33 protein-coding genes, 1 pseudogene and 1 riboswitch are annotated in these 26,343 nt (G+C 33.2%); of the genes and pseudogenes, 10 read left to right on the plus strand and 24 right to left on the minus strand.

What is annotated here, in order from left to right; all coding sequences use genetic code 11:
- Window positions 1-18 precede the first annotated feature (18 nt).
- The 9 genes from NGI30_RS07675 to sufC form a co-directional block, all read right to left on the minus strand.
- The gene (locus NGI30_RS07675; protein ID WP_251519534.1) at window positions 19-846 is read right to left on the minus strand and encodes a sulfite exporter TauE/SafE family protein; all 828 of its coding nucleotides are present in this window, start codon (window positions 844-846) and stop codon (window positions 19-21) included.
- Between the two features lie 7 nt (window positions 847-853).
- Complete coding sequence (locus tag NGI30_RS07680) at window positions 854-1,702, minus strand: DUF72 domain-containing protein (RefSeq protein WP_251943953.1); 849 nt, start codon at window positions 1,700-1,702, stop codon at window positions 854-856.
- Window positions 1,703-2,207: 505 nt separating this feature from the next.
- Window positions 2,208-3,272: an NAD(P)H-dependent flavin oxidoreductase gene (locus NGI30_RS07685; RefSeq protein ID WP_251519288.1), complete on the minus strand. Its 1,065-nt coding sequence runs from the start codon at window positions 3,270-3,272 to the stop codon at window positions 2,208-2,210.
- Window positions 3,273-3,312: 40 nt separating this feature from the next.
- The gene (locus NGI30_RS07690) at window positions 3,313-4,332 is read right to left on the minus strand and encodes a hemolysin family protein (protein WP_251943235.1); all 1,020 of its coding nucleotides are present in this window, start codon (window positions 4,330-4,332) and stop codon (window positions 3,313-3,315) included.
- 224 nt (window positions 4,333-4,556) lie between these two features.
- Window positions 4,557-5,954: a Fe-S cluster assembly protein SufB gene (gene sufB, locus NGI30_RS07695; RefSeq protein ID WP_251519281.1), complete on the minus strand. Its 1,398-nt coding sequence runs from the start codon at window positions 5,952-5,954 to the stop codon at window positions 4,557-4,559.
- Between the two features lie 158 nt (window positions 5,955-6,112).
- The gene (gene sufU, locus NGI30_RS07700) at window positions 6,113-6,562 is read right to left on the minus strand and encodes a Fe-S cluster assembly sulfur transfer protein SufU (RefSeq protein WP_251519280.1); all 450 of its coding nucleotides are present in this window, start codon (window positions 6,560-6,562) and stop codon (window positions 6,113-6,115) included.
- Window positions 6,552-7,787, minus strand: a complete 1,236-nt coding sequence (locus NGI30_RS07705; RefSeq protein ID WP_251519279.1) for a cysteine desulfurase — start codon at window positions 7,785-7,787, stop codon at window positions 6,552-6,554. The genes sufU and NGI30_RS07705 overlap by 11 nt, the downstream gene beginning before the upstream one ends.
- 142 nt (window positions 7,788-7,929) lie before the next feature.
- Complete coding sequence (gene sufD, locus NGI30_RS07710) at window positions 7,930-9,240, minus strand: Fe-S cluster assembly protein SufD (RefSeq protein WP_251519278.1); 1,311 nt, start codon at window positions 9,238-9,240, stop codon at window positions 7,930-7,932.
- 98 nt (window positions 9,241-9,338) lie between these two features.
- Entirely contained in the window at window positions 9,339-10,100 is a 762-nt protein-coding gene (sufC, locus tag NGI30_RS07715; protein WP_251519277.1) for a Fe-S cluster assembly ATPase SufC, read from the minus strand.
- 362 nt (window positions 10,101-10,462) lie between these two features.
- On the opposite strand from sufC, the gene popT reads away from it, so the two are divergent.
- Together popT and NGI30_RS07725 are read left to right on the plus strand one after the other, a co-directional pair.
- A complete protein-coding gene (popT, locus tag NGI30_RS07720) occupies window positions 10,463-11,317 on the plus strand; it encodes a polyprenyl-phosphate transporter PopT (protein WP_502960379.1) in 855 nt (284 codons plus the stop codon).
- Between the two features lie 472 nt (window positions 11,318-11,789).
- On the plus strand, window positions 11,790-11,987 hold the full coding sequence (locus NGI30_RS07725) for a hypothetical protein (protein ID WP_251519275.1): 198 nt from the start codon (window positions 11,790-11,792) through the stop codon (window positions 11,985-11,987).
- A 58-nt stretch (window positions 11,988-12,045) separates the two neighbouring features.
- Here NGI30_RS07725 and NGI30_RS07730 read toward each other — a convergent pair whose 3' ends face one another.
- From NGI30_RS07730 to NGI30_RS07760, 7 genes are all read right to left on the minus strand, one after another.
- A complete protein-coding gene (locus NGI30_RS07730) occupies window positions 12,046-12,858 on the minus strand; it encodes a MetQ/NlpA family ABC transporter substrate-binding protein (protein ID WP_251943239.1) in 813 nt (270 codons plus the stop codon).
- 25 nt (window positions 12,859-12,883) lie between these two features.
- Entirely contained in the window at window positions 12,884-13,579 is a 696-nt protein-coding gene (locus NGI30_RS07735) for a methionine ABC transporter permease (RefSeq protein WP_251943241.1), read from the minus strand.
- Entirely contained in the window at window positions 13,572-14,597 is a 1,026-nt protein-coding gene (locus NGI30_RS07740; RefSeq protein WP_251519272.1) for a methionine ABC transporter ATP-binding protein, read from the minus strand. Before NGI30_RS07740 ends, NGI30_RS07735 begins: the two co-directional genes overlap by 8 nt.
- A gap of 82 nt (window positions 14,598-14,679) precedes the next feature.
- Window positions 14,680-14,787: riboswitch (SAM riboswitch) on the minus strand.
- A 54-nt stretch (window positions 14,788-14,841) separates the two neighbouring features.
- Window positions 14,842-15,141 carry a thioredoxin family protein gene (locus NGI30_RS07745; protein WP_251943243.1) on the minus strand — a complete coding sequence of 100 codons (300 nt, stop codon included), beginning with the start codon at window positions 15,139-15,141 and terminating at the stop codon, window positions 14,842-14,844.
- Window positions 15,138-15,530: a toprim domain-containing protein gene (locus NGI30_RS07750; protein ID WP_251519270.1), complete on the minus strand. Its 393-nt coding sequence runs from the start codon at window positions 15,528-15,530 to the stop codon at window positions 15,138-15,140. The genes NGI30_RS07745 and NGI30_RS07750 overlap by 4 nt, the downstream gene beginning before the upstream one ends.
- A gap of 236 nt (window positions 15,531-15,766) precedes the next feature.
- Window positions 15,767-16,147 carry a glycine cleavage system protein GcvH gene (gcvH, locus tag NGI30_RS07755; RefSeq protein ID WP_251519269.1) on the minus strand — a complete coding sequence of 127 codons (381 nt, stop codon included), beginning with the start codon at window positions 16,145-16,147 and terminating at the stop codon, window positions 15,767-15,769.
- A gap of 158 nt (window positions 16,148-16,305) precedes the next feature.
- A complete protein-coding gene (locus tag NGI30_RS07760) occupies window positions 16,306-16,659 on the minus strand; it encodes an arsenate reductase family protein (protein WP_251943245.1) in 354 nt (117 codons plus the stop codon).
- Between the two features lie 142 nt (window positions 16,660-16,801).
- Here NGI30_RS07760 and NGI30_RS07765 point away from each other — a divergent pair, with 142 nt between their 5' ends.
- On the plus strand, window positions 16,802-17,122 hold the full coding sequence (locus NGI30_RS07765) for a thioredoxin family protein (RefSeq protein ID WP_251519267.1): 321 nt from the start codon (window positions 16,802-16,804) through the stop codon (window positions 17,120-17,122).
- A 332-nt stretch (window positions 17,123-17,454) separates the two neighbouring features.
- Here the strand turns inward: NGI30_RS07765 and NGI30_RS07770 are convergent, their stop codons facing one another.
- Together NGI30_RS07770 and aroD are read right to left on the minus strand one after the other, a co-directional pair.
- Entirely contained in the window at window positions 17,455-17,997 is a 543-nt protein-coding gene (locus NGI30_RS07770; RefSeq protein ID WP_251943248.1) for a nitroreductase family protein, read from the minus strand.
- 68 nt (window positions 17,998-18,065) lie between these two features.
- Window positions 18,066-18,785, minus strand: a complete 720-nt coding sequence (aroD, locus tag NGI30_RS07775; protein ID WP_251943250.1) for a type I 3-dehydroquinate dehydratase — start codon at window positions 18,783-18,785, stop codon at window positions 18,066-18,068.
- 219 nt (window positions 18,786-19,004) lie between these two features.
- On the opposite strand from aroD, the gene NGI30_RS07780 reads away from it, so the two are divergent.
- The 3 genes and pseudogenes from NGI30_RS07780 (at window position 19,005) to NGI30_RS07790 (ending at window position 21,733) form a co-directional block, all read left to right on the plus strand.
- On the plus strand, window positions 19,005-19,430 hold the full coding sequence (locus NGI30_RS07780) for an organic hydroperoxide resistance protein (protein WP_251519263.1): 426 nt from the start codon (window positions 19,005-19,007) through the stop codon (window positions 19,428-19,430).
- Window positions 19,431-19,858: 428 nt separating this feature from the next.
- Window positions 19,859-21,153, plus strand: a pseudogene (locus NGI30_RS07785) (CitMHS family transporter).
- Between the two features lie 340 nt (window positions 21,154-21,493).
- Complete coding sequence (locus tag NGI30_RS07790; protein WP_251519261.1) at window positions 21,494-21,733, plus strand: hypothetical protein; 240 nt, start codon at window positions 21,494-21,496, stop codon at window positions 21,731-21,733.
- A gap of 15 nt (window positions 21,734-21,748) precedes the next feature.
- Here NGI30_RS07790 and NGI30_RS07795 read toward each other — a convergent pair whose 3' ends face one another.
- Both NGI30_RS07795 and NGI30_RS07800 read right to left on the minus strand, forming a co-directional pair.
- On the minus strand, window positions 21,749-21,964 hold the full coding sequence (locus NGI30_RS07795) for a YozE family protein (protein ID WP_251943252.1): 216 nt from the start codon (window positions 21,962-21,964) through the stop codon (window positions 21,749-21,751).
- A 367-nt stretch (window positions 21,965-22,331) separates the two neighbouring features.
- Complete coding sequence (locus NGI30_RS07800) at window positions 22,332-22,538, minus strand: TM2 domain-containing protein (RefSeq protein WP_251519259.1); 207 nt, start codon at window positions 22,536-22,538, stop codon at window positions 22,332-22,334.
- 216 nt (window positions 22,539-22,754) lie between these two features.
- Here NGI30_RS07800 and tsaT point away from each other — a divergent pair, with 216 nt between their 5' ends.
- From tsaT to vraX, 3 genes are all read left to right on the plus strand, one after another.
- Window positions 22,755-22,937: a type II toxin-antitoxin system toxin TsaT gene (tsaT, locus tag NGI30_RS07805; protein WP_251519258.1), complete on the plus strand. Its 183-nt coding sequence runs from the start codon at window positions 22,755-22,757 to the stop codon at window positions 22,935-22,937.
- Window positions 22,938-22,985: 48 nt separating this feature from the next.
- Entirely contained in the window at window positions 22,986-23,234 is a 249-nt protein-coding gene (locus NGI30_RS07810; protein WP_251519257.1) for a hypothetical protein, read from the plus strand.
- 304 nt (window positions 23,235-23,538) lie between these two features.
- Window positions 23,539-23,703 carry a C1q-binding complement inhibitor VraX gene (vraX, locus tag NGI30_RS07815; protein ID WP_251519256.1) on the plus strand — a complete coding sequence of 55 codons (165 nt, stop codon included), beginning with the start codon at window positions 23,539-23,541 and terminating at the stop codon, window positions 23,701-23,703.
- Window positions 23,704-23,842: 139 nt separating this feature from the next.
- Here the strand turns inward: vraX and NGI30_RS07820 are convergent, their stop codons facing one another.
- Both NGI30_RS07820 and NGI30_RS07825 read right to left on the minus strand, forming a co-directional pair.
- Window positions 23,843-24,229 carry a VOC family protein gene (locus NGI30_RS07820; RefSeq protein ID WP_251519255.1) on the minus strand — a complete coding sequence of 129 codons (387 nt, stop codon included), beginning with the start codon at window positions 24,227-24,229 and terminating at the stop codon, window positions 23,843-23,845.
- A gap of 106 nt (window positions 24,230-24,335) precedes the next feature.
- A complete protein-coding gene (locus NGI30_RS07825; protein WP_251519254.1) occupies window positions 24,336-24,521 on the minus strand; it encodes a hypothetical protein in 186 nt (61 codons plus the stop codon).
- A 380-nt stretch (window positions 24,522-24,901) separates the two neighbouring features.
- Between NGI30_RS07825 and NGI30_RS07830 the strand changes: the two genes are divergently transcribed.
- On the plus strand, window positions 24,902-25,126 hold the full coding sequence (locus NGI30_RS07830) for a hypothetical protein (protein ID WP_251943253.1): 225 nt from the start codon (window positions 24,902-24,904) through the stop codon (window positions 25,124-25,126).
- A gap of 198 nt (window positions 25,127-25,324) precedes the next feature.
- Here NGI30_RS07830 and NGI30_RS07835 read toward each other — a convergent pair whose 3' ends face one another.
- Entirely contained in the window at window positions 25,325-25,528 is a 204-nt protein-coding gene (locus tag NGI30_RS07835) for a hypothetical protein (RefSeq protein WP_251519252.1), read from the minus strand.
- A gap of 147 nt (window positions 25,529-25,675) precedes the next feature.
- Window positions 25,676-26,194, minus strand: a complete 519-nt coding sequence (locus tag NGI30_RS07840; RefSeq protein ID WP_251519251.1) for a CHAP domain-containing protein — start codon at window positions 26,192-26,194, stop codon at window positions 25,676-25,678.
- Between the last annotated feature and the right edge of the window lie 149 nt (window positions 26,195-26,343).

The following is a 26,343-nucleotide window of genomic DNA, read 5'->3' on the forward strand; positions in this document are numbered from 1 at the left end:
GGCATTCCCTCCTCTGATTTATAGCAATGATTTTATAATTAAGTATATACCCATCAGTAACATCATTGTACGTAATAACATCACGACGGTATCAGATTTCACTGATTGATTAATTTTAACGCCAATCTTCGCACCAATATAACTTGAAATGATAAGTACGATAGAGTATAACCATGCCACATGACCAAGTACAATATGACTAGCTGAACTCATGACACTTGAGAAGAAGATCATCATCATACTTGTACCTACAGCTACATGAGGCGGAAATCTAAATACTATAAGCATGAGTGGTGTCATTAATGCGCCACCACCAATTCCGAATAATCCTGTAAGTATACCGATAAAGAACGTTGCCACAAAGGCTACTAAAGGTGGCACACTGTAATGATATGTTTTACCTTCCCCATCGACATATGATTTTCGAAACTTTTCTTTATCAAATACTTTAAATGGTTTAATCTTATGTCTAACCATCAATAAGATTGCCACTAATATAAGAAATATCCCAAAGTATAAATTAAATGACTCAAGTGTTAAATAACGGCTCAATAACGATCCGATTAATGAACCAGGTAACAACCCAAATAGAAAAATAGATCCATTTTTAACATCAACTTGTTTCGTTTTTAAATAACCTAATGTGGAAGAAAGTCCTGTAACTATGAGTATAACAGATGAGGTACCTATCGCTATTTGTGGTGTAATACCCTTTAATAAATGATGGTCTACACCTAAAAATACTAATGTCGGTACGATGATTATGCCACCACCAATACCTACTACGGAACCTATAATCGCTGATAGCCCACCAATTAATATCAATAATAATATTGTTAACATGATATCGCTCCTAGAATAATTTTAACTGTTGCGGGGCCAATCCTTGGTAATCTATACCTAAGATTTGTTGATATGTTTTGGCATTCTGAGCTGCATGACCACCGGAATTATTATTAAACACAACGTATACTTTTTTAGCCTTCTGTTCTAAAAACTTTACTTTATTCGCTAAATCTGTAAGTTCTTGTTTATTGTAATCATAAAGATACCTGACATCGCGCCATGCTTCATCTGTCATATCTTTTTTCGTCCAACCATGTGCATTACGCCCATGATATCGTACAAAAGCGATATTATTAGTTATTCGATTAATAAGCGGTATTGAACCTTGACCCACTTGAGGCTCATCACAAACAGAATGAATAAGGTTCTGTTGTGTTAAGAAAGAGAGTGTTTCTTCTTTAAATTCTTTATTAAACCAAGACTGGTGGCGAAATTCAATACAGACTGGAAAATCCTTTAATTGTTCGCGGACATATCGTATATATGTAATATTTTGCACAGTACAATCAAACCAAGGTGGAAATTGTACTAATACCATTGCCAATTTCTGAGCTTCTTGAAGTGGTTGAATCATGCCGATAAATTGCTCAAATAAAGCCTTACGAGATTCTGCATAATCTCGGTAATCAGCATGCAAAGTGAGTGCTTGATGTATTTTAACAATAAATTCAAATCGTTGTGGAGTTTCGTTAATCCATTTATTTATATTTCTATCTGGTTGAATTGCATAATAACTTGCATCCAACTCAACGATTGGGAAGTAACTCGCATATGTAATTAATTTGTCTGATTTGCGTTGTAAATCTTCATATAACGAATCGTGATCTCCCCATCCTGTAAGACCAATATTTATCATAGTATCACCAAAACTATGATACCATAGATGTTTTATTAAATTCACTTGTTTCATTTATATTTTCATAACTCAAACAGTCGTAACATGAGTTCTATCCATAGATTGAGTTATGGTAAACTATTCATCATTTTTTTCATTATACCTTTTAAATAAAAAGATAGTGCCACAAATTATAGGTATAAAAGCAGTAGCAATCGTGTAGTAATTTTTATGTTGGATTACACTTGGTAAACAAATGAGTATTATGAGAATACACAGTATTTGAATCATTATCACAATTTTCGTTGATTTATCCATTTTGATCATTACTCCTCTAACTTTAATTTGTATTAGAAAAGAGAGTAGAACAGAAATCGAATTTTCAAATGGTGATTTCGTACTCCCACCTCATCAAGGACGACAGGGATTGAAAAAGCTTAATATGAACGCTTTCTCAATTCATTCATCTACTGCATAGTTGACAAAAAGTCTGAGACATCTATTTTTGCCTCAGACTCTTTTTTACTTATTTTATTAAATCAGATGATTCCTTAATTATATTTTCAACTAATGTCGCAGCTGCTATAGCTCTAGCAAGTCTAGGACTTTGGCCACTCCATAAATGCGTCCATTCTTCCTTTCCTTCTTTAGCTGCTTTTTTTCGAATTGGATTGGTAAGTTGGTTTTGAATTGGATAATCTGGAATTTCATCATTGTATTCGTTCATTTCTTCAATAAAGGCATTTTTAATACCTCTTGCTGGCTTACCACTGAATACTTTAGTTACTACTGTGTCGGTTTCTATACTGTTTTCGATAGCATTTTTATATAAGTTTGAAGCACCGCTTTCATCAGTTGTTAAAAATGCAGTACCTAGTTGAACACCTTGAGCACCTAAGGCCATACTTGCTGTAAGACCTCGACCATCCATAATGCCACCTGAAGCGATAACTGGAATGTTTACATGATCCACTACTTGAGGTACCAACGACATCGTACCTATCATAGGCGTTTGACCATTATCACTCTCTGTAAAAGCACCACGATGGCCACCTGCTTCACTTCCTTGTGCAACAACTACATCCATACCTGCTTGTTCATTAGCGATAGCTTCTTCAACTGAAGTCGCTGTACCAATAACTTTAATGTTTCTCGCTTTAAGTTTTTCAATCACTTCGGCATCCGGGATACCAAATGTAAATGAAACGACCGGTACACCTTTTTCTATAATAATATCAATCGCATCATTAAATTTTTGTTGTTCATCAATGTTTACGACTGGTTCTTCTAAATCAAGTGCACGGCGATATGGTTTTAACCACGCTTGCATTTTCTCAACATTTTCAGGAATGTAGAGTTGTCCTCCCGGTACAAATAAATTTACAGCAAACGGTAAATCTGTGAGTTCTTGAACGGCTGTTATTTCATCTTCTAATTTCTCGGCGGTAAAATATCCAGCACCAATTGTTCCAAGACCTCCACTATTACTAACAGTAGCCACGAGCTCTGGTGTCGTACTACCAGCCATACCTGCTTGGACGATTGGGTATTTAACACCAAATATACGTGTAAACTCAGTAGTTAAATTCATAATCCTCACTTCCTTTCAAAATAAACATTGAAATTGATATTTATCGTTGACTGTGAGATTTCATTTGTTGACGTAACTTATATTCTTCCTCTTTATCCATTTCATCTTCAATTTCCATACCTAACATTTCTTCAATTAAATCTTCGTGCGAAACAATGGCATCAGTGCCACCATATTCATCTAACACAATCGCTAAATGTTTACGTGTGACAGTCATCTTTCTTAAAACCCATTCAGCCTTATTATGTTCATTAACAAACAATGGTTCAGAAATATAATTCATTATTGTATCTGATTGATTCCGGCTCCACGTAAGCAAATATTTCGAATGAAATACACCAATGATATCATCAATATCTTCGCCATATACAGGATAGCGTGTAAATGGATTAGAAGTAACCGTATCGTATGCTTCCTCATACGAAATATCCGAGGGGAAAGCCGTAACGTTAATTCTTGGCGTTGTATCAACATCTGTTATTTTATATTTTTCAAAATCCATAACGCCTTGAATGCGGTTATGTTCAATCTTATTGAATGCACCTTCGCTTTCAGCAATCGTAACAATTTGACGAATTTCTTCTTTAGAAAAACGCTGTTCATCCTTTTGCGCATTTGGTAATACATTCTTCATCGCATTCGTAAATCCATGTACAACTAATGTTAGAGGTGAAAATATAATGATAAATATAGTTAAAGGCCAATACACGAGACGTGAGATGGTATAAGGGTACGTTTCGGCTAGTGCTCTTGGTAATACCTCAATTAACAGAAGCACCGCTAAAATAGTAATAATTGTTGCCCAAATAATATTAGTATCAGATTTCAATGTTAATATCGTCACTAAAGTAATCAACAAAACATTTGAAATGTTCTTCCCAATTAAAATTGTCGTAATCATTCGACGTGGTTTCGTTAATAATTTAGTAATGTTTTTTGATTTTTTATTTCCTTCTTCAGCTTCGGTTTGAAGTTTCAACCGATTCACTGCTGTTAAGGCTGTTTCACTAATTGAAAAGAAAAAAGAAGCAAATAAAAGTATGATTATCGCTATAATCATATAAGCATAACTCCTTAATTATATTAATTTTGATTACATCAATGTACAATTCCCTTTATCTTACATTATAAACGCTTACCCATCTGTATGCTAATTAACGTATAAACAATAAAAAAGCATGCGATGATGCCATATATAGCGTTATTGTTCTTTTTAATAACACTATTGTTAGCATCACCCATGCTTGTATAAAATATTCAGATGTGAAACATCAATGATATTGATTAACCGATTGAACCTTCCATTTCGAATTTGATTAAACGGTTCATTTCTACCGCATATTCCATTGGAAGTTCTTTTGTGAATGGTTCAATGAAGCCCATTACGATCATTTCTGTAGCTTCTTCTTCAGAAATACCGCGACTCATTAAGTAGAATAATTGTTCTTCTGATACTTTTGAAACTTTCGCTTCGTGTTCTAATGAGATGTTGTCATTGAACACTTCGTTGTAAGGAATAGTATCTGAAGTTGATTCGTTATCTAAGATTAACGTATCACATTCGATATTTGAACGAGCACCTTTCGCTTTACGTCCAAAGTGAACGATACCACGATAAATTACTTTACCGCCATTTTTTGAAATTGATTTAGATACGATTGTTGATGATGTGTTTGGTGCTTTATGAATCATTTTCGCACCCGCATCTTGTACTTGGCCTTTACCTGCAAATGCGATTGATAAGGTACTACCTTTAGCACCTTCGCCCATAAGTACACAGTTTGGATATTTCATTGTTAACTTAGAACCTAAGTTACCGTCAACCCATTCCATATTACCATTCTCATGAACCATTGTACGTTTAGTAACTAAGTTATAAACGTTGTTTGCCCAGTTTTGAATTGTAGTATAACGAACGTGAGCATCTTTGTGTACGATGATTTCTACAACAGCTGAGTGTAATGAGCTTGTTGTGTAAACTGGTGCTGTACAACCTTCAACGTAGTTTACTGATGCGCCTTCGTCCGCAATAATTAATGTACGTTCGAATTGCCCCATGTTTTCAGAGTTGATTCTAAAGTATGCTTGTAAAGGAGTATCTAATTTAACGTTTTTCGGAACGTAGATGAATGAACCACCTGACCATACAGCTGAGTTTAATGCAGCGAATTTATTGTCTGCTGCAGGAACAACTGTTGAGAAATATTCTCTAAATAGGTCTTCATTTTCACGTAAAGCACTGTCAGTATCTTTGAAGATGATACCTTTTTCTTCTAGTTCTTTTTCCATGTTGTGGTATACAACTTCTGATTCATACTGTGCTGATACACCAGCAAGATATTTTTGTTCTGCTTCAGGGATACCTAATTTATCAAATGTACGTTTGATTTCTTCTGGTACTTCATCCCATGAACGTTCAGTATGTTCTGAAGGCTTTACGTAGTATGTGATATCATCGAAGTCTAATTCTGATAAATCTCCACCCCATTGTGGCATTGGCATTTTGTAGAAATGCTTTAATGCTTTAAGTCTATAGTTAAGCATCCACTCTGGTTCTTCTTTCATATTTGAAATTTCACGAACGATATTTTCTGTTAAACCACGTTCTGATCTGAAAATTGAAACATCTTCGTCGTGGAATCCGTATTGATATTCTCCAACATCAGGTGCTTTTTTAGCCATTTCAATCACTCCTTTAATATATTTAAAACACATTTATTTCAAAAGTAGCTAATCACTTTAGTTTCTTAAATTGTTATAGATAGTCTGCCATTTTATCATTGTTGTTACCTTCAGTTTGAATGGAATATTACACAATGTCAATGTTTAGAGACTAATCTTTATTCTGCTTGGTTACCTTCTTTATCAACAGTACCTTTTTCAAGGGCTTTCCAAGCTAATGTTGCACATTTAATTCTCGCTGGGAATTGTGAAACACCTTGTAAAGCTTCGATGTCGCCCATTTCTTCTGTGATTTCATAATCTTCACCAAGCATCATTTTTGTGAATTCTTGGCTCATTTGCATCGCATCAGCTAAAGTATTACCTTTCACCGCTTCAGTCATCATTGATGCACTAGACATTGAAATAGAGCAACCTTCACCGTCAAACTTTGCATCTTTGATTAAGCCATCTTCAATATCAAACGTAAGATGAATACGATCACCACAAGTAGGGTTGTTCATATCAACAGTCATCGAACCATTGTCTAATGTACCTTTATTTCGTGGATTTTTATAATGATCCATAATTACAGAACGATACAATTGATTTAAGTTGTTAAAATTCATAAGAGAAAAACTCCTTCGTTTGTTTCAACGCTTCAACGAATTGGTCGACGTCCTCTTTTGTATTGTATACATAAAAACTTGCTCTTGCAGTTGAAGATTGACCTAACCATTTCATTAATGGTTGCGCACAATGGTGTCCTGCACGAACAGCAACACCTTCAGTATCCACTGCTGTTGCAACGTCATGTGCATGAACATCATCTAAATTGAAAGTGATGACGCCTGCTCTACGATCTTTCGGTGGACCGTAAATGTCTATACCTTCAATTTGTGCCATTTGTTCATAAGCATATTGGGTCAATGTAGACTCATGTTGGTGTATCGCGTCGAAACCAATATTTTCCAAGTATCTGATTGCTTCTGCAAGTCCAATAGCTTGAGCGATTAATGGTGTACCTGCTTCAAATTTGGTTGGAAGATCTGCCCAACTCGCATCGTATTTACTTACGAAATCAATCATGTCTCCACCAAATTCAACAGGTTCCATATTATTGAGTAATTGTCGTTTACCGTATAAGACGCCTATACCTGTTGGGCCTAACATTTTATGACCACTAAAGCTATAGAAGTCCACGTCTAATTCCTGCATATCTAAATCCATATGTGGAGCAGCTTGTGCGCCATCAACACTTATAATTGCGCCATGTTCATGTGCAACTTTAGCAATAGATTGAACATCGTTAATTGTTCCTAGCACATTAGAAACGTGTGCGATAGCAACAATTTTTGTGTTGTCATTAATCGTAGCTTTAACGTCTTCAATGTTTAACTCGCCAGTTTCAGTCATTGGTATAAACTTGAGTTCTGCATTTTTACGTTTAGCTAATTGTTGCCATGGAACAATGTTGGCATGGTGTTCCATCTCTGTCACAACAATTTCATCGCCTTCGTTTACATTTGCATCACCGTAACTATGGGCTACAACATTGATGCTCGCTGTCGTACCACGTGTGAAGATGATTTCTTCGAAGTATTTAGCGTTAATAAAGCTACGTACTGTTTCGCGTGCATTTTCATAACCATCTGTCGCTAACGAACCAAGTGTATGCACACCACGATGCACATTTGAGTTATAGCGTTTGTAATAATCCGCCATCTTTTCAATAACTTGAACTGGTGTTTGACTTGTAGCCGTTGAATCTAAATAAGCCAATCTTTTATTGTTTACCTTTTGGTTAAGAATTGGAAAATCTTTTATAATCTCATTTACATTTAATTCGGTCACAGTATTCACAGACCTTTCTATTTAAGAATCTATATTCAATCTTAAGGTTTGGTTAATAACACATAGTTGGGAAGGTTTACTTAAATAAACTGCAACTACTTTTAACACAAACCTTCTCATGTTTATTGATATGTTCTTAAAATTATTTATTTACTTTCAATTCAATAACTTCGCGTAATTGACGTTTAACGTCTTCAATTGGTAGCTCACGAACAACTGGATCTAAGAAACCATGAATAACTAATCTTTCTGCTTCACGTTGTGAAATACCACGACTCATTAAGTAATATAGTTGCTCAGGGTCAACACGACCTACTGAAGCAGCGTGTCCAGCTTCTACATCATCTTCATCGATTAATAGAATTGGGTTAGCATCACCACGTGCATTTTCAGATAGCATTAATACACGTGATTCTTGGTTAGCCATTGATTTCGTACCACCATGTTTGATTGAGCCGATACCGTTAAATACAGTAGATGCATTTTCACGCATAACGCCGTGTTTTAAAATGTAACCGTTCGTTTCTTTACCGAATTGTACAATTTTCGAAGTAAGGTTAACCTTTTGATCACCTGTACCAACGACAACTGATTTCAATGTACTTTCTGAGCGGTCACCGATTAAGTTTGTTGTATTATCAATGATTTGGCTACCTTCATTCATTAAACCTAATGCCCAACTGATTGTTGCGTCTTCAGCTGTTACACCACGACGGATAATGTGTGCTGTAAATCCTTCATCTAGATAATCTACTGAACCATAATTGATTCGTGAATTAGCACCAGCGTTCACTTCTGAAATGATATTAATTTGGTTGTCATTACCAGCAACTTCTGATAAATAGTTCTCCACGTAAGTCACTTCTGCACTTTTTTCAGTCGCGATAATAACGTGGTTATAGAAGCTTGCATTTTCATCATCGTGTAACACAACGTATTGAATTGGATGTTCTACGACAACATTTTTAGGAACATATACGAAGATACCACCATTGATAAGTGCTGTATGCAACGCTGTTAAACGGTGTTCATCCATTGATACTGTATCTTCATTCATTAAATATTGTTTAACTAAATCAGGATGCTTAACAAGTGCTTCAGAAAGACCTTCTACAATAACCCCATCATTGATTGCTTTGTCTGAAACCTTTGTAAAAGCAAGTGAATTGTTATGTTGTATTACTAAATTTTCTGTATTTTCGACATCAATAATTTCTTTTAATGCGTTTGGGATATCTTCTAATGTATTAAACTCGCTACCTTCTGTGTGTAGTTGTTTAAATGAATCAAAGTCCCATCTATTAATTTTTGTTTTATCTGGTTTTGGCATTTCTAAAGTTTCTGTAATCTTTAAAGCTTCTCTACGAAGTTCTGTCATCCAAGCAGGCTCATTATGGGCTTGTGAATATTCGACAATTTGTGCTTCAGAAATGTTCAAAGTTTCTGTCGTCATACTTTTTTTCCTCCCATTCGATGATTATTTAATAAATTTCATTGATTGTCGGTACAATCTAATGCATTGACTTTACTATTTGAAAGTTGAAGTGAGGCTTATTCTGTCGCACCGTATTCTTCTTTAACCCATTCGTAACCTTCTTCTTCAAGACGTTTCGCTAATTCTGGTCCACCTGAAGTTACGACTTTACCACCGAACATAACGTGTACATGATCTGGCGTGATATAGTTTAATAAACGTTGATAGTGCGTAATGATTAATGAACCGAATGACTCGCCGCGCATTTTGTTGATACCTTTAGATACAACTTTTAACGCATCGATATCTAAACCTGAGTCAATCTCGTCTAAGATTGCGAATTTAGGATCTAACATCATTAATTGAAGAATTTCATTACGTTTTTTCTCACCGCCAGAGAAACCTTCATTTAAGTAACGTTGAGCCATGTTTTGGTCAATGTCTAAGTAGTCCATTTCTTGGTCTAACTTTTTAATGAATTGCATTAAGTTGATTTCATCGCCTTCGTCACGTTTTGCATTGATTGCTGAACGCATGAAATCTGCATTTGTTACACCAGTGATTTCTGATGGATATTGCATAGCTAAGAATAATCCAGCTTTAGCACGTTCATCGACATCTAATTCTAAAATATTAACGCCGTCTAATAATACTTCACCTTTTGTAACTTCGTAGCTAGGGTGACCCATGATAGCTGATGATAATGTTGACTTACCAGTACCGTTTGGTCCCATGATTGCATGTATTTCGCCAGTATTAATTGTTAAATTAACACCCTTTAAAATTTCTTTATCTTCTATAGACACGTGTAGGTCTTTAATTTCTAATGTTGATGGCATACATATTCCCTCCGTAATATATGATATATAATACTTACTAGTTTATAATAATTTTAATTTAACGTCAAAAGACTATAACCTAATTACACCCTCTAATTATAACGTAGTTAAGTTTGAATATAAACCTTTTCAGGCTCTAAATTAAAATAGTTCTTATAATGCAATCATTTTTGTTAAATAAGTCTTTATCATGTTAACTGATAATAGGAGGTGTGTTGTTCTCAATTTCTATTATCACTTTTATCGAAATTTATAGATGTGTAATTAATAAACATATGAAATCTGTTTCTTGCTATTATTACTGTATGAAATCATTTTATGCTATTATCATTAACAACTAAGTCATGAGAGGAGGTTCTTTATTGAAAATTAAATGGTCCAATCTTTGGAGAGGTTTCGCGATGGGTACGTCTGATTTAGTACCCGGTGTGAGCGGAGGAACAATTGCTCTATTGCTAGGAATATATGATGATTTCATAAACTCTATTAGCGGTCTCTTTTCTAAAAACTTTAAGAAAAGCTTAACATTCCTAATTCCTATTGTGATCGGTATGTTATTAGCTATGGGATTATTAAGTAAAGTTATCAATTATTTACTAATTGAGCACACTGTACCTACGATGTTTTTCTTTGTAGGATTAATTGCTGGAATTATTCCCTTCCTATTAAAAATATCAAAATTCAAACAAACATTTACGATAAAACATTACGTTGTATTATTGATCGGCATTGGTCTTATTGTCTTATTTACTTTATTAAACAATGGTGATAAACATGCGGGAGAAACTTTAACGTTATCTACCGGTTTAGCCATTAAATATTATTTATGTGGAATTTGTGCCTCAAGCGCAATGTTATTACCAGGTATTTCAGGTTCGTTTATGTTGTTAGTATTTGGTGTTTATGGCACAGTGATGTTTGCAGTTTCTGAATTAATTTCATTAAACTTCAAAGCATTACCAATATTAATCATCGTTGGGTTAGGTATTCTAACAGGCTTCTTACTTTCAAGTAAGTTAATCCAATATTGTTTAACACATCACCCATATATCACTTATGCTTTAATTATCGGCTTTGTTGTAGGTTCGCTATTTGCTGTATTTCCTGGTTTACCGACATCGATTTTAACTTGGGTAATTTCAATTATTACACTTATCGTCGGTTTCATTATTAGTTACAAACTCGGTGAAGTCACGCATAAAAACGAAACACTTTAACAAAGTTTTAAATTTAAAAATTTGAGGGAGAGGGACAGAAATCGAATTTTTAATAAAGATTTCGTAGTCCCTCCCCGGCAAGGATGACTAGGATTGAAAAAAGCTTGATATAAGCGTATTTTCAATTCAGACCTCTACTGCCAAGTTGGCAATGAGTCTGAGACATCTATTTGTGTTTCAGACTCATTTTTTTATTTCATTCATTAAAAGTTCAAACAATATATGTTAAAGTTTAAATAAAATATGATATAGGAGTTATGAAATGAATAAACAATAAAACATCGTATTGGATATTCTAATTGTTATTACAATCATAACTACATTGCATGGGGCATCAAACCCATATGATGACATTAAAACTATCATTAATTGTGTTGGTTTTATTTTTATCATATTAATGGCTATCTTTTGTTGGATTTGGACGCGTAGAGATAAGGGGACTAGACTCATTTTTAATAAGGAGTGGATTTTTTTGGAGAAAAAGAATAAACTACTTCCGTTAAATATATCTTTGATTATACATACTATTTTTATAATTACTTCAATCAACACTATTGTGACAAAGTCAAACGTAACAGCTGAATTATTAGCTATAGGTGGCTTAATAGGTTTTACTGCTTTAATGACTGTAACCATCATTGCATTAACACATGAACTCAAGCAAATGTGAGATTAAATACGACAAACAGTAACCCCTTCATTTGAAAATGAAGGGGTTATGTTTATTCTTATTTCGCTGGAACAACTGAACCATCGTATTGTTTTTCAATGTATTCTTTAATTTTTTTCGATTGTAATACATCGACTAAAGCTTTGATTTTCTTATCATCTTTATGTTCTTCTTTAACTGCAATTAAGTTAGCATATGGATTATCTTTCGCTTTTTCGATTGCGATTGAATCTTTTTTAGGATTTAATTTTTGATCAATGGCGAAGTTAGAATTGATAATAACCGCATCGGCTTTTTCTTTTTGGTAAATTTTTGGTAGGTACTCGGCAGATTGCTTATTGTTGAATTTAATATGTTTTTTGTTTTCTTTAATGTCATCGAAAGTTGCGTCTTGGATTTTAACGCCATCTTTCAATTTAATTAATCCTGCGTCAACGAAGAACTTTAAGAAACGCCCTTCTTCAGCTGGGTTGTTAGAAACGTAAACAGTTGCACCTTTTGGTAAATCTTTTAAGTTTTTATATTTTTTTGAGTATACTGCCATAGGCTCTAAATGCACATTACCTGCTGATTCAATTTTGTAGTGCTTGCTTTTCTTATCCTTGTCTAAATATGGTGTATGTTGGAAATAGTTTGCATCTAGTTCACCTTTGTTTAATAACTTGTTCGGCGTCGTATAGTCATTAATTGTTTTGATTTTCAAATCATAGCCTTTATCTTTCAATAACGGCTTAGCTTCCTCTAAAATTTCAGCATGCGGTGCTGGTGATGCCCCAACTGTGATTGACTTATCCTTTTTACCGCCATTTCCACATGCAGCTAATACTAGTACTAAAGCAATAATCGAAGTTAAACTCAATATCTTTTTCATAATAACTCACCCTTTTTATATAAATTTATCTTTTATCTAATTTATTTGTCGCCCAATCACCAACGAATTGAATGACAAATACTAATACTAAAATGAACAACGTCGCAATAAAGATGACATCGTTATGGTTACGTGTGAAACCTGTCAAATAGGCTAAGTTACCTAAACCACCTGCCCCAATCACACCTGCGATGGCAGTAGAACCTACTAAGGCAATAGCTGTAACAGTAATGCCAGAAATCAAAGCCGGCATCGCCTCAGGTAATAAAACTTTCTTAACCACGGTTGATGTTGTGGCACCCATTGACCACGCTGCTTCAATAACACCTTTATCAATTTCTTTAAAAGCAATTTCCACTAATCTTGCATAAAACGGAGCTGCCCCAATAATTAATGCAGGCAATGCACCCGTTGGACCACTAATCGTTCCTAAAACTAAACTTGTGAATGGTATTAATAGCAATATGAGTATAATGAAAGGAATTGCTCTAAATAAGTTAACTATAAATGATACAACGCTATAAAAAATACGTGCCGCTTTTGATTCACTTTTTGCACTTAAAAATAATAATATGCCTAGAATCAAACCAAATATAAATGCAAATATAGTTGAAATTACGGTCATGTAAATCGTTTCATATGTTGCTACCCAAACTTCGTCCCATTTAACATTAGGCATCGTAAACATTTCCTGAAGGATACCACCCAATGAATCATTCATGTTTTAACACCTCCACAGAAACACCTTGATCCGACAAATCACTTTCTAAATTTTCAAATTTTTCAGAATTTAGATTTTGTAAATGTGCGACGAGAAACCCTATTGAACCTTCTTTTGTATGTTTAATATTAGCTTCTAAAATATTTACATTGATGTCATGTGCTTTAGTTATGTATGAAACTAATGGTTTCGTAGTGTTCGTTCCTGAAAAACTAAAGCGAACAATAAAATCATTTTTATCAATTTCAATAAGTTCTGTATTCGTTTTTTCATAATCATCATTTAAATCATCTTTTACAAAGCGTTGAGTGACAGGTTGTTGAGGATTTTCGAACACTTCTTTCACATTACCATGTTCAACCACGCGCCCAGCTTCCATCACAGCGACTTCATCACAGATTCTTCTAATCACGTGCATTTCATGTGTAATAATGACGATGGTTAGGTTACGTTCCCTCTTAATCTTAAGTAATAAATCTAAGATTTCATCAGTTGTTTGTGGATCTAAGGCACTCGTGGCTTCATCACAAAGTAACACGTCTGGTTCATTCGCTAAAGCTCGAGCAATACCGACACGTTGCTTTTGTCCACCTGATAGTTCAGAAGGATAAGCATATTCTTTACCTTTCAATCCAACTACATCTACTAATTGTTTAGCGCGTAGTGCTGCTTCTTTTTTAGAAACACCTGCAATTTCTAATGGAAACATAATATTTTGAACCACTGTACGCGACCAAAGCAAATTGAAATGTTGAAATACCATGCTTAGCTTTTGTCGTTTCTTTCTTAACTGTGCCTTGGATAATTTATTTATCGTTGCGCCATCTATAATAACTTCTCCTGAAGTTGGCGTTTCGAGATTATTTAACAGCCTTATCAAAGTACTCTTTCCTGCACCTGAAAAACCAACGACCCCAAAAATCGTACCTGATTGAATACTTAAATCAACATGATCAACTGCCAAAATGTCTTGATCTTTGGTTCGATATTTTTTGACAATTTGATTTAACTCAATCATTATTACTACCTCCCTATATTTCGACTAATTAAAAAATGCTTTCTCTTTTTATGGAGAAAAAGAGAAAGCATTAAGTCCGCTTCTCTCATCTCCAAAAGTCATTAAGACTTTATGTGAATTGGCACCATTTCTTTTAAAAGACGGTTGCCGGGCTTCGTAGGGCACATCCCTCCACCACTCTTGATAAGAGTTTCATTATTTAATTATCATTAATCCTACCACCATACTAAAGTATAGTCAATAATTATTTTAAATTTTCTAACAAATAGGGAACTGAGCGAAAAGCATAGATTCTTTTTTGCTCTTGTCCTTTTGACATAACCATTAATATAGGGACTGATTGTATTTCGTATTCTTGGCTAAAATCTGGATGTAAATTTAAATCTATCTTTGTTATTGGTAACTTTAAAATGTCATTAGCAATATCTAACATGCGTTCTGACATCTTGCAAGTTCCACAAGTGGGCGTATACCCAAATATTAAATATTTGTCTTTATCTATATGTTCGCGTACATCTACGCGTTGTTGACTTGCGACATTCATGTTAATAAACTTACCCTCTCAGCTATATAATCTAATCGTGCCTTAGCAACCTTTTCTTCGTCACGAACGTCAAAACCATGTTTAGATAAGACCTTTGATAAATACGGTTTTGGACATCTAGCTACTTCGCAATATTGCTTATCGACACGTATATGTTTACTTTCACTTAAATATTTTTTAAACCATTTACGGATTTTTTCACCTTCATCATCTGAATCAACGAGTATATAAACTTGTTTGTCATATAATGATTCAATCATGGCATCCAATTTATCAATACCCATAGTTCCGTTTGTACATATGATATCAATCGGTTGATCTATCACTTGCTTTACACGTTTTTTGTCTGATTTCCCTTCGACAATAATCACTTGGTTTAATATCGTCATGACATCCACCTTCTATAAAGTTGATAATAAATCTACTCTTTAGTTCTTAACAATACAATAAACTTATAAACATCAATTACAAATACGTAAAAATTATTTAATAATCAAGATCATTTTACGTAATTTATCGTCGTAGTCCGTGAGATATAACATATACAAACTCTAATATAGGTTTTTAAAAATAATATATAAAGAAAACTCCAAGATAGTATGTATCATGGAGTTAAATCTTAATATTATTCACCAATCATTTCAGCGTATTGGTCTGCTGATAGTAATGAATCTAATTGACTTTCATCACTTAATTCAACTTTAACCATCCATGCTTTTTCATATGGTGATTCATTTACAAACTCTGGGCTATCTTCAAGTTCGTCATTAACGCTTACTACTTTACCAGAAACTGGTGCGTATAATTCAGAAACTGTTTTGACAGATTCAACGCTACCAAATGTGTCTTCTTCTTTAAGTTCATCGTCTACTTCTGGTAGCTCAACGAATACGATATCACCTAATTCGTTTTGTGCGTATTCTGTAATGCCTATTGTAACTGTTTCTCCATCAACTTTAACCCATTCGTGATCCTTGGAGTATTTTAATTCATTCGGTACTGCCACGAGAATCCCCTCCTAAATAATATTACAAGTTAATAATGCCATATGACTTTATGACATTCAACTATTTACTTAAATCATATGATTACCGTTAATAAGCATCTTAACAATCCTTAGCAACTGTCACAGATCAATTATACATAGGTATAAATGGTGACAATTTATAGCCAAGTTTGTTTATATTCCTCTTCTTTAAAACCTACTGTAACTTTGTCCCCTGATACAGCTAATGGTCTTTTAATGAGCATGCCATTTGATGATAATAAATCAAGTTTCTCATCATCACTTAATGATTTAAGTTTATCTTTTAAACCGAGTTCACGATATTTTGCACCACGTGTATTAAACAATTTATCTATTTCAATATCTGTACCTTTTAAAATTTCTTTGAACTCACCTTTCGTAGGTGTATGTTGGACGATATCAATCGGTTCAAAGCTAACGCCATAGTCTTTTAAAAACTTGGCTGCTTTTTTACAAGTTGTACAATTGGAATATTGGTAAAATTTTATCATAATGCTCAACCTCCTCTAATAACTTATATCTAATATATCAAAAATCGAATGAAAACGCTCTATAAATTAAGCTGAATTTTTTTATTTCCATAAAATGTTAGTTATAATAAAACCAATTAAAAACAGAAAAAGGAGAATTACGATGCAAACTATTAACTCTACAGAGAACTTTAATGAAACTATACAAAGTGACCAACCCGTTATCGTTAAATTCGAAGCAGGCTGGTGCCCAGATTGTAAAGCTATGGACATGTGGATTGATCCAATCAAAGAAAAATATAACGACTATCAATGGTTTACAGTGAATCGCGACGAATTAGAAGATGTAGCTGCTGATAACGAAGTGATGGGTATCCCAAGTTTACTTGTATTCAAAAATGGAGATAAAGTTGCGCACTTACATTCAGCAAATGCAAAATCACCTGAACAAGTTGAATCATTTTTAGAAGAAACTTTTAAATAATATATACTCAACTTTTAAAACTTTAAGGACATTACATTTTAATTTACCCCCATTAGATTTTTAGTTGAAATCTTTTGGAGGGTATTATATTAATCATTCATTTTGTATCATGTATAAAAACGAGTCTGAGACAAAAATAGGTGTCTCAGACTCGTTGTCAAATTGGCAGTAAATGTCTGAATTGTAAATGCGCTTAGAACAAGCTTTTTCAATCCTAGTCATCCTTGCCGGGGTGGGACTAGGAAAACTCTAATAGAAAATACGATTTCTGTCCCACTCCCGTTTTATTCTTATTCTGAAATATTTTTAACAGCTTGTATTCCATCCGACTACTAAAATTTTTGTACGAAATTTTGTTTTTTACGTTTAGGATGAGGCATGTCCACTTCTAAGTCTGTTAAATAAAGAAAACCTACAAGTTTTTCATCTTCAGCTAAATTAAATATCGCACCAATATCCTTGTTGTTGAAAATATATTTTGGTGTCTTCCAACAACTACCTATGCCGGCCTCGTGTAAGAGCAACATTAAGTTTTGAGCAAATGCACCAAAGGCCATATGATTTTCTAAATTATCTTTCACATCAGGTTCTTCTTTTACGATGAGTGTAAGCATACCACCTAAATTCGTAACAGTATCATAATGATCCTTTTGTTTATTTGGTTCGTCTGGAAATGTAATCTTTGTAAGCTGTTTACTCATTTCACCTAATCGATCTTTCGTAATATGAACAATTCGCCATGGTTGTCTCAAACCATGGTTGGGAGCATCTGTCGCATTATCTATTGCTTCATATAAACGATTGTCGTCTATATTCATATCTCTTTTGAAGATTTTGATGCTTCTACGTTGTGCTATCGCTTCTTGTAGTTCCATAACTTAATCTCCCTTTCGTCAAATGATAACTATTTTCAATTATAAATCAGAAAAGGCTACATTTCAAATTACTCATACACTTCAAGTAATTGCTTCAAGCGTTCAACATGTATTTGTCCTGGTGCTTTCGGCTCATCTAAGCAACCATATGAAACGCTTCCACCAAAAAGACCTTGCGCAGTTCTTGAAACGATACCTAAATGTGACATCGCGATACCTATCGCTTTTTGCGGTACATGTTCAGCCGTTATTACAAGTGCTTCAAGTAGATGAATGACATCAAGTTTATCATTAGGCATCACCGCAACCTTTAAATATGCTGGTGCAAGTTGATGCATTTTAAAGTAAAGGTGTTTAAGTTCTTCTAATGAAGGGGTCTCTTGAAAGTCATGGTAAGATAATACAACTTCGATATCTTTATGATTCGCTTGGGCAATTAATGCTTTTAAAGGGTCGCGGAATTTTGATTTATCAAATTCTACATCTATCATATCCACAGAATCGATTTGAATAATTTCGGTCAATAGTTTCATATATTCATCTTCGTCCAGCTTCCCTGAACCACCTTGTGAAAGTGTTCGGTACGTAACCAATATTTGTTTATTTAATTCTAAAGCGTGGAGTGCCTCTAATGCTTTAATTAATTGTGCCGTAAATGCCTTTTCCCATTGATCTATTCTTAATTCAATGATGTCGAATGATGCTTGAAAAAGAATTAACTGTTCTTTGGTTGTTTGATTTAATAACGATTCAGGTTCAATCGTCACTGCTATTTGTGTATTTGCCATAAAATTAGACTTCCTTTGTAAAAATAGTTCTTCTTACACTTCGATTGGTCTAAGTTTATCAATTTTTCTATAATTATTAAATGCATATGTTCTTTCAGAATGATGATGCTCTGTTTCACTAACGGCTTGAATTTAAATGAAAAACTGAACTGGAATGAAATGATTGGAAAAACGTAAACGTGGGTAATACATATAATGAAGATAAAAGGAGGTTATAAAATGGCAGTAAAATATGAAACTAGTGCAGTAAACACAGGCGGACGTAACGGTCATGTTCATACTGATGATAAAGCAATTGACGTAGCAGTGATTCCTCCAGATCAAGCTGATGCTGAGAAAGGTACTAACCCAGAGCAATTATTTGCAGCTGGTTATGCATCTTGCTTTAATGGTGCGTTTGATTTAATTCTTAAACAAAACAAAGTAAGAGACGCTAAACCAGAAGTAACTTTAACAGTACGTCTTGAAGACGATCCAGATGCTGAAAGTCCAAAATTAAGCGTTTCAATTAATGCAAAAGTAAACAACGTATTATCTCAAGAAGACGCTGAAAAATATTTAGAAGATGCGCATAACTTCTGTCCTTATTCTAAAGCAACACGTGGTAACATCGACGTTGACTTAAACGTTGAAGTTGCAGAATAATAACTAGATGCGTTTATATATAACAAATGGCGAGTGAATGTTTAAGCATTCACTCGCCATATTTTTTTACCTTATGTTTGTTAAATTCACGTTGCACTATCCCCACTCGGGTTAATCATCTTTCTCATTGTAAAATCTTGGCAGAAATAGATTTAATATTAAAAAAGCAATTAACACGAGAATTAATAATGATACAGTAATTGTAATTAAGGACTTCAACAGTTACGCCCCCTTTATATCCAACTCTACATTACCACATTTATGTAACGCAAGACAATATTATTCTAGTTTTCTTATATATAAAAAAATTAAAATATTAAGTTTTCAAAACAATATCATCTTTTTCGAAAAAATTAAACCAAATCAATAATTTCAATTTTATAAATTTTCTGAAATTGATATAATCATATGAATAAGGGGGTTTTTTTATGAATTTAGCAATACTCGGGTTTATTATGATTATTGTATTCATGGCATTGATTATGACACGAAAGATGTCAGCTTTGATTGCTTTAATTGTAATCCCAACTATTTTCGCATTAATTGGAGGTTTCTACTCTGGGCTTGGTAAATATATGCTCGATGGGATAGAAACTGTAGCACCGACAGGCATTATGTTAACATTTGCCATTCTCTATTTCGGTGTCATGATTGACGCAGGTTTATTTGAACCTGTCATTAATCAAATTATTAAAGTTGTTAAAGGGGGTCCAGTAAAAATTACTATTGGAACTGTCATCTTAGCTTCAATGGTAGCATTAGATGGTGACGGGACAACAACTTTTATTATCACAGTAACGGCAATGATCCACTTTATAAAAAGATTGGTATGAGTTTATACACGCTTTCAACGTTAGCGCTATTATCAATTGGCGTAATGAATATGCTGCCTTGGGGAGGACCAACAGCAAGGGCTATTTCTGCTTTACAAGTTTCAACTGAGGATGTATTTATTCCACTCGTTCCAGTGATGGCTGCAGGAATTTTATTTGCATTAATCGTTGCATTTATTTTAGGTAAACGAGCACGTAAAACATTATCATATCAATCTGACATTGAATTAGAAGATGTGAAGAAAGACGAAACGAAAGAAGAATCTTTATTAAAGAGACCAAAGATGATTATTCCAAACGCAATTTTAACGATTTCGCTTATCGTCTGTCTCGTTCTTGAAGTATTACCCATACCTGTTCTATTTATGGTTTGGTTCGGAGTAGCATTATTGATCAACTATCCAAATTTAAGCATCCAAAATTCAGTAGTTAAAAAACACGCTGGCAATGTTTTATCTGTAATCAGTTTAGTGTTTGCATCAGGTATTTTCACAGGAGTAATGGATGGAACAAAGATGGTAGATGAAATGGCAAATACTTTAGTACATATTATTCCAGATGCGATGGGGAGTCATTTCGCAATTATCACTGCAGTACTAAGTGGACCTTTCACATATTTTATGGCAAATGATCCATTTTATTACGGAGTATTACCAATTCTAGCTGAATCTGCACATCAATTTGGAGTGTCCAAAATTGATATGGCTAAAGCGTCTGTACTCGGTCAGCCTTTACACGTGTTAAGTCCTTTATATGCAGCGGGATATTTACTTGTAGGTATGTTAGATATTGAATACGGTCAAAACCAACGTGTCGTAATTAAGTGGGCAATTGGTTCCAGCCTATTTATGATACTTGTCGCATGTATATTAGGCATTATTCCGTGGTAACTCTCAAAATCTATTATGACTATAAATAATAATGATAGAAAAGCTTGGAGAAAAATAAATAAATTAAAGAAGTTAAATTGAAAAGAAAAAGTAGAGGATTGGAAGCATGTCACCCACATGTTTCCAATTTTTTAATGGAAATATTGAAAAATAAGGTTCAAACATCTAAAAAAAGGGGAATACATAAATAACGACACGAATCAATGTCAATTATTTCATTAGAATGTATTAATTACACGCCATACATTTCATAATGATTAAATATTTACAGCAAGGCGTTTGTAAAAAAAATATCAAACGCGTTTAACTGTATGACATATATTTTAAGGGGTGTTTATCTATGCAACCACAAAATGAGTGTAACTACATTAACCCATCCAACATTTCACTTGATTGGGAATGCTTTGTATTAAGTAAAAGTGATATGGAACTTGATGGTTTACCTAATGAACTCATAAGTTCCTGGATGGCCCAAAATATAATTGAACCATTTTCAATTATAGATAACGAAATTAATTTTAAAACAGCCGACATCAAAGTCGCATTAGAAAAACAGAATTGGTATTATACGAAATACTAGTGCCTGATTAATGTATTAATTATAAGCTACACTAGAACCGTATAAACTCAATGCTCTGTTTGCTGAAGCCAACACTTCACCATCTAGGTAATTGTCATAAAAATAATCGCGCAAGGTATCAAGACAAGTTTCATGTTTAGGAAAACTTTGATCCACCATGATACAATTTGCAAGCTTACCAAGTGGTGTATCATCATCAATAAAGCCAATTACAAAATCATAAAATGTCATTTTTTCAACCTCGATTTTTATAAAATTTAATGAAAATATTTTTATAACTTTGAATGTTAATTGTAATCATATCAAATTTAAATAATTTGTCTATTCCTAAAATATAACTTTAATATTTCGAATTCGAGATATTCCTATTATACCAGTATGTATACTAACTTTGTAAAGATTGTAAAATTTTCGTGACACTAGAAAAATCGTCTCAAAAGTCGACTAAATCATAGGTTATAGACAATAATTACACATCTTTTTTTAATAATTAAGAGCAACTCAATTCATGTTATTTAATTGAACTCAGTTGCTCTTTGTGCTGAAAATAAATCCGATCAAAGACAAGTCTTCATTAACTTTTAAGTTTTATAGAAAATTAAACAGCGATGTTACCATTTTCATCAGATGGTACGAATAACGTCATAATTGCGCTAATGATTGCGATTAAATGTGGTATAAATGTCCAACAGAATGCTAAATGTAAGAAACCTGAAAGTTTTTTGCCAGCATAAAATTTATGAATGCCGAAACTACCTAAAAATAATGCTAAAACGATGTAAATCACTTTATTTACTTCAGTCATACTTAACTCTCCTTTTTAAGAATCTATTTTTAGTATAACTTAAATACAAATATTTATTAAATAATTGTAACTATACACGAAAATATAAAATAAAATAGTGACTTTTCTTCTAACTTATAGGGAAAAGAAACTTTTCTGCTACTGCTGAAATGGTATAAATGATAAAATAAGGATATTATTTATAGTATTTGGATTGTTTCGAGGAGGTGCGTCAATATGAGCGTTCATTTTATGATCGTATTTTGGTTATCCGTAATATTTTTAGTCAGTGGTATTATCTCTTTAATTATATATAAAGTAAGAAATTCTAGTGAAGCGAAAGAATCTTTGCTCGGCTTAACTGTAATGTTAATCGTTTTCGGAGTCGTGGGTATAGTCTTTTCTCTCGTATTTAGCTAGATTATTATAAATTATAGATATTTCAACACAACTCAGGAGGCATTTACTTTGAAACTAACTTACTTCCCCGATTGGCAAATTGATAATCAAAGTAAGCATGAATTTTCCATTCAAGAAGACCAACATTCTATTTCGATTGTGAGTGCAATTAATGATTTTGCAATGGGCATTTTAAGTGAAGTTACTTTCACCGTTGAAAATAATCAAGTTGTTGCAACACATGTTGAAAATAATAGCAAAGCATTAAAAGTTGAAGTAGATGAACAACATCACAAATTAACAATTGTTGATTTGTAATATTTCAAATGTACCAATAGTATACAAACCGTCGTAAAATGAATGTTTTACGACGGTTTTCTATGTCCCTTCCACTTATGGATAAATTTTTTCAAAGCAACCAACATCCTTATTTCAAACACCATTATTTATTTCGAATTCATTATAATCAAACTGTTGGAAAATAAAATACAAAAAAGTTATCATTAGGATAATACATTATCATTTATTTTATATAATGATGAATGAAATAAAATGTCTATGCGATTGTTTATCTTTATTATATTTGAGTGTTTTGGTTTGTTTTAGAAAAAAGGGTGATGGTATGGAAGTATTGCGTAAAGTATATAAAGACAACGAGCCTGTTTACCACGTTAAAACAGATAAGGGGACCGTTGTAAGAATTAAAGGCTCAGATGAGTTAACTGATAACGAAACAGAAGAGTTATTAACTTTAGTTTCACAAGATATAGATAAAATGAAAAAATAATCGTAACACGGTAAAAATAATCAATATACATAAACTCAAAAAATAAAGATTCTATTTAAAATTAAAAGAGACTCGGATAGTGCACATTTTGAATCATGGCGTCTATCCGAATCTCTTTATCCAATTAATTAATGAAATTTTATTGTTCAATTATTTGTATTAAATTACCGCAAGTATCTTTGAAAATAGCATATTTAACACCGCTCATTTCTGAAAGTTCTGTATGAAATTCAACGTCGGCATCTTTTAAATTTTTAACAGTATCTTCTAGATTTTCAACACCAAACATCGTAGCAGGTATTCCTGCTGAAAGTAACCCTTCTTGATAGTTTTTCGCAATCATGCTTTCATTAGGTTCAAGTACTATTTCTACTGGATTGTTTGAATGTGCTTCTTTAACAGTTAACCAAGAAAATCCATTTCCTAAATCTTTATCGTGCACTAATTCAAATCCTAATTTTTCAGTATAAAACTTTTTTGCTTTTTCCTGGTCATCTACGAAAATACTCATAGCAATTATTTTCAATTTAATACACTCCCATTACCTTATTTTTATCTATTAAACATCTCACTGTGCGATTCCCTTTCAATATCAAATTAAACTGATATTCTAATTATAAACACGATATATTTTAACCTTGTTTATAAACTACTGTTATAAAATAATCTACACCTTCAACACTATTCGTAACTGTAGGCGTAACGCTCACGACAGAATAATGATGTTGTTTCAATATTTCATCGAGAAATTGATTGACACGTTGATCAAATTCTTCAAAATTTTCTTCATATTGCATATGAAATGTCTTAATTTTCATAATCTCATCCCTTTAATCATACTAATTATTAAATCATGTGTGTATAAATAATTTACCCTAATACACTCATTTCCACACCAGGCCTTTCGCCCTACAATTATTAAGTCTATGCGTATTTCAGTATTTCTTACGACTTCTATTTACAAAACTAGACATCTTACAACTTAATGCATATAATCATATTTAATATACAAAATCAAAACGCTTTCAAATAAAAAGACAATTATTATAACCATAAGTAATCATAATAATCTTAACGATAAATTTATACAATCATTTATCGCACTTAAGTGTAGTACAATATATTTAATCTACTTACGTTATGTTATTACCTGGCATTCAGATATTTCATTTTCCATTGAACAACAGGAGGCTCCAAATTGAATATTTTAGCAATTATTTTTATATTAACCAGCATTATTTTACTTGTTCTCGCATATTTTTCATTCCGTGAAAGTAAACGTGAATTAACTCGAACTACAAACGCAAATGAATATGAAAGTAAAGCGGTTCATATACAATCAAGAAAAGTGCGTATATTCGGTATCATTTTAATTATATTAGCAATTATTTTATTTGTATTTGCACTTACTATGTTATTTTAAATCCCTCTTAATAAAAATTATGAGTCTGAGACAAAAATAAGTGTCTCAGACTCTTTGTCAATTTGGCAGTAGATGTCTGAATTGAAAATGCGCTTAGATTAAGCTTTTTCAATCCTAGTCATTCTTGCCCGGGTGGGACTACGAAACCTTTATTAAAAATTCGATTTCTGTCCCACTCCTCACACATTTCTTTTTATATTAACTTGGCACAGTCATTATGACTAACAACGCAATACCACACACTGCAGCTATCAATAAAGTATATATTCCAGGTTCTAGATTCATTTTTTTGTGACTTTTTATAAGGGCTTTATACATTTCATAACTCATATATATCATTGCACTAATACCAAATACCAAGAATCCGATGGCTAGAAGAGAAGCTGTACTATTAAATAACATTTTATTCCCCCTAGTATTCTATACATTTATATTAACAAAGACACATGGGCAGTGAGCTTACACTTTTGTCACATGGTGAAATATTAAAACTCCCCTCAAATGTCATCTCACACGTACGATAACTTCTAAGGGAAGTTTGATTTTTGCTTAATTATATTTAGGTCTTATAAACCACATTTCGGTATCATAATTATGAACTACCTTATGTGCTACTTCAGTTCGTGTTGCGCCACCGCCGTACCAGTTTTGATCAAGTGACTCAAATTTATAATAATTACCATCTGCATTGCCGTTTGTAACGATTGCCGTGTGTCCAGCACCGTTACCATAGTTATCATTAAATACGACGATGTCCCCTGCCTTAGCTTTAAATTCTGGTGTATTTTTATAAACAGTCGCTTCCCCTGTGAAGTCATTGGCAAATGGTATTTGTTTTGCATAAGCCCCTTTCAAACCATGGTTATATAAATAATCCCATTGTTCATTAACGAGGTCGAAACACTGCCATCCATAAGCGTTATCATAATCCCAACCTTTACCTTCAAGCGTATCAACATGGGTAATTGCTTCATTTTCGGTAGCAGCTGAAACTGTTTCATGAGTTAAAAATATACATATCGAAGTAACAAGTGACATGATTATTAAACGCGATATAACTTTAGACATACATATCCCTTTCAAAAAATATCATTATTAAAGACAAAAACAATTAAGTTGTTTTAAATTACTTCACCTTTAATCCTGGGATAATATATCATAGTCACTTTTCTAAAAGATTACATATAGATGAATGTAATATAACTAAATTTAACTAC

This window comes from Staphylococcus sp. Marseille-Q5304 (assembly GCF_943737015.1).
In the GTDB taxonomy this organism is placed as follows: Bacteria; Bacillota; Bacilli; order Staphylococcales; family Staphylococcaceae; genus Staphylococcus; species Staphylococcus hsinchuensis.

Bases quoted from the DNA above. Each gene is read 5' to 3' on its own strand.
- NGI30_RS07680 (WP_251943953.1), bottom strand. From the start codon at position 1,702: ATGATAAATATTGGTCTTACAGGATGGGGAGATCACGATTCGTTATAT.
- NGI30_RS07685 (WP_251519288.1), bottom strand. From the start codon at position 3,272: ATGAATTTAACTACTGAGTTTACACGTATATTTGGTGTTAAATACCCA.
- NGI30_RS07690 (WP_251943235.1), bottom strand. From the start codon at position 4,332: ATGATTATAGCGATAATCATACTTTTATTTGCTTCTTTTTTCTTTTCA.
- sufB (WP_251519281.1), bottom strand. From the start codon at position 5,954: ATGGCTAAAAAAGCACCTGATGTTGGAGAATATCAATACGGATTCCAC.
- sufU (WP_251519280.1), bottom strand. From the start codon at position 6,562: ATGAATTTTAACAACTTAAATCAATTGTATCGTTCTGTAATTATGGAT.
- sufD (WP_251519278.1), bottom strand. From the start codon at position 9,240: ATGACGACAGAAACTTTGAACATTTCTGAAGCACAAATTGTCGAATAT.
- sufC (WP_251519277.1), bottom strand. From the start codon at position 10,100: ATGCCATCAACATTAGAAATTAAAGACCTACACGTGTCTATAGAAGAT.
- NGI30_RS07730 (WP_251943239.1), bottom strand. From the start codon at position 12,858: ATGAAAAAGATATTGAGTTTAACTTCGATTATTGCTTTAGTACTAGTA.
- NGI30_RS07735 (WP_251943241.1), bottom strand. From the start codon at position 13,579: ATGAATGATTCATTGGGTGGTATCCTTCAGGAAATGTTTACGATGCCT.
- NGI30_RS07740 (WP_251519272.1), bottom strand. From the start codon at position 14,597: ATGATTGAGTTAAATCAAATTGTCAAAAAATATCGAACCAAAGATCAA.
- NGI30_RS07745 (WP_251943243.1), bottom strand. From the start codon at position 15,141: ATGAATGTCGCAAGTCAACAACGCGTAGATGTACGCGAACATATAGAT.
- NGI30_RS07750 (WP_251519270.1), bottom strand. From the start codon at position 15,530: ATGACGATATTAAACCAAGTGATTATTGTCGAAGGGAAATCAGACAAA.
- NGI30_RS07760 (WP_251943245.1), bottom strand. From the start codon at position 16,659: ATGATAAAATTTTACCAATATTCCAATTGTACAACTTGTAAAAAAGCA.
- NGI30_RS07765 (WP_251519267.1), top strand. From the start codon at position 16,802: ATGCAAACTATTAACTCTACAGAGAACTTTAATGAAACTATACAAAGT.
- NGI30_RS07770 (WP_251943248.1), bottom strand. From the start codon at position 17,997: ATGGAACTACAAGAAGCGATAGCACAACGTAGAAGCATCAAAATCTTC.
- aroD (WP_251943250.1), bottom strand. From the start codon at position 18,785: ATGGCAAATACACAAATAGCAGTGACGATTGAACCTGAATCGTTATTA.
- NGI30_RS07780 (WP_251519263.1), top strand. From the start codon at position 19,005: ATGGCAGTAAAATATGAAACTAGTGCAGTAAACACAGGCGGACGTAAC.
- NGI30_RS07790 (WP_251519261.1), top strand. From the start codon at position 21,494: ATGCAACCACAAAATGAGTGTAACTACATTAACCCATCCAACATTTCA.
- NGI30_RS07795 (WP_251943252.1), bottom strand. From the start codon at position 21,964: ATGACATTTTATGATTTTGTAATTGGCTTTATTGATGATGATACACCA.
- NGI30_RS07800 (WP_251519259.1), bottom strand. From the start codon at position 22,538: ATGACTGAAGTAAATAAAGTGATTTACATCGTTTTAGCATTATTTTTA.
- tsaT (WP_251519258.1), top strand. From the start codon at position 22,755: ATGAGCGTTCATTTTATGATCGTATTTTGGTTATCCGTAATATTTTTA.
- vraX (WP_251519256.1), top strand. From the start codon at position 23,539: ATGGAAGTATTGCGTAAAGTATATAAAGACAACGAGCCTGTTTACCAC.
- NGI30_RS07825 (WP_251519254.1), bottom strand. From the start codon at position 24,521: ATGAAAATTAAGACATTTCATATGCAATATGAAGAAAATTTTGAAGAA.
- NGI30_RS07835 (WP_251519252.1), bottom strand. From the start codon at position 25,528: ATGTTATTTAATAGTACAGCTTCTCTTCTAGCCATCGGATTCTTGGTA.
- NGI30_RS07840 (WP_251519251.1), bottom strand. From the start codon at position 26,194: ATGTCTAAAGTTATATCGCGTTTAATAATCATGTCACTTGTTACTTCG.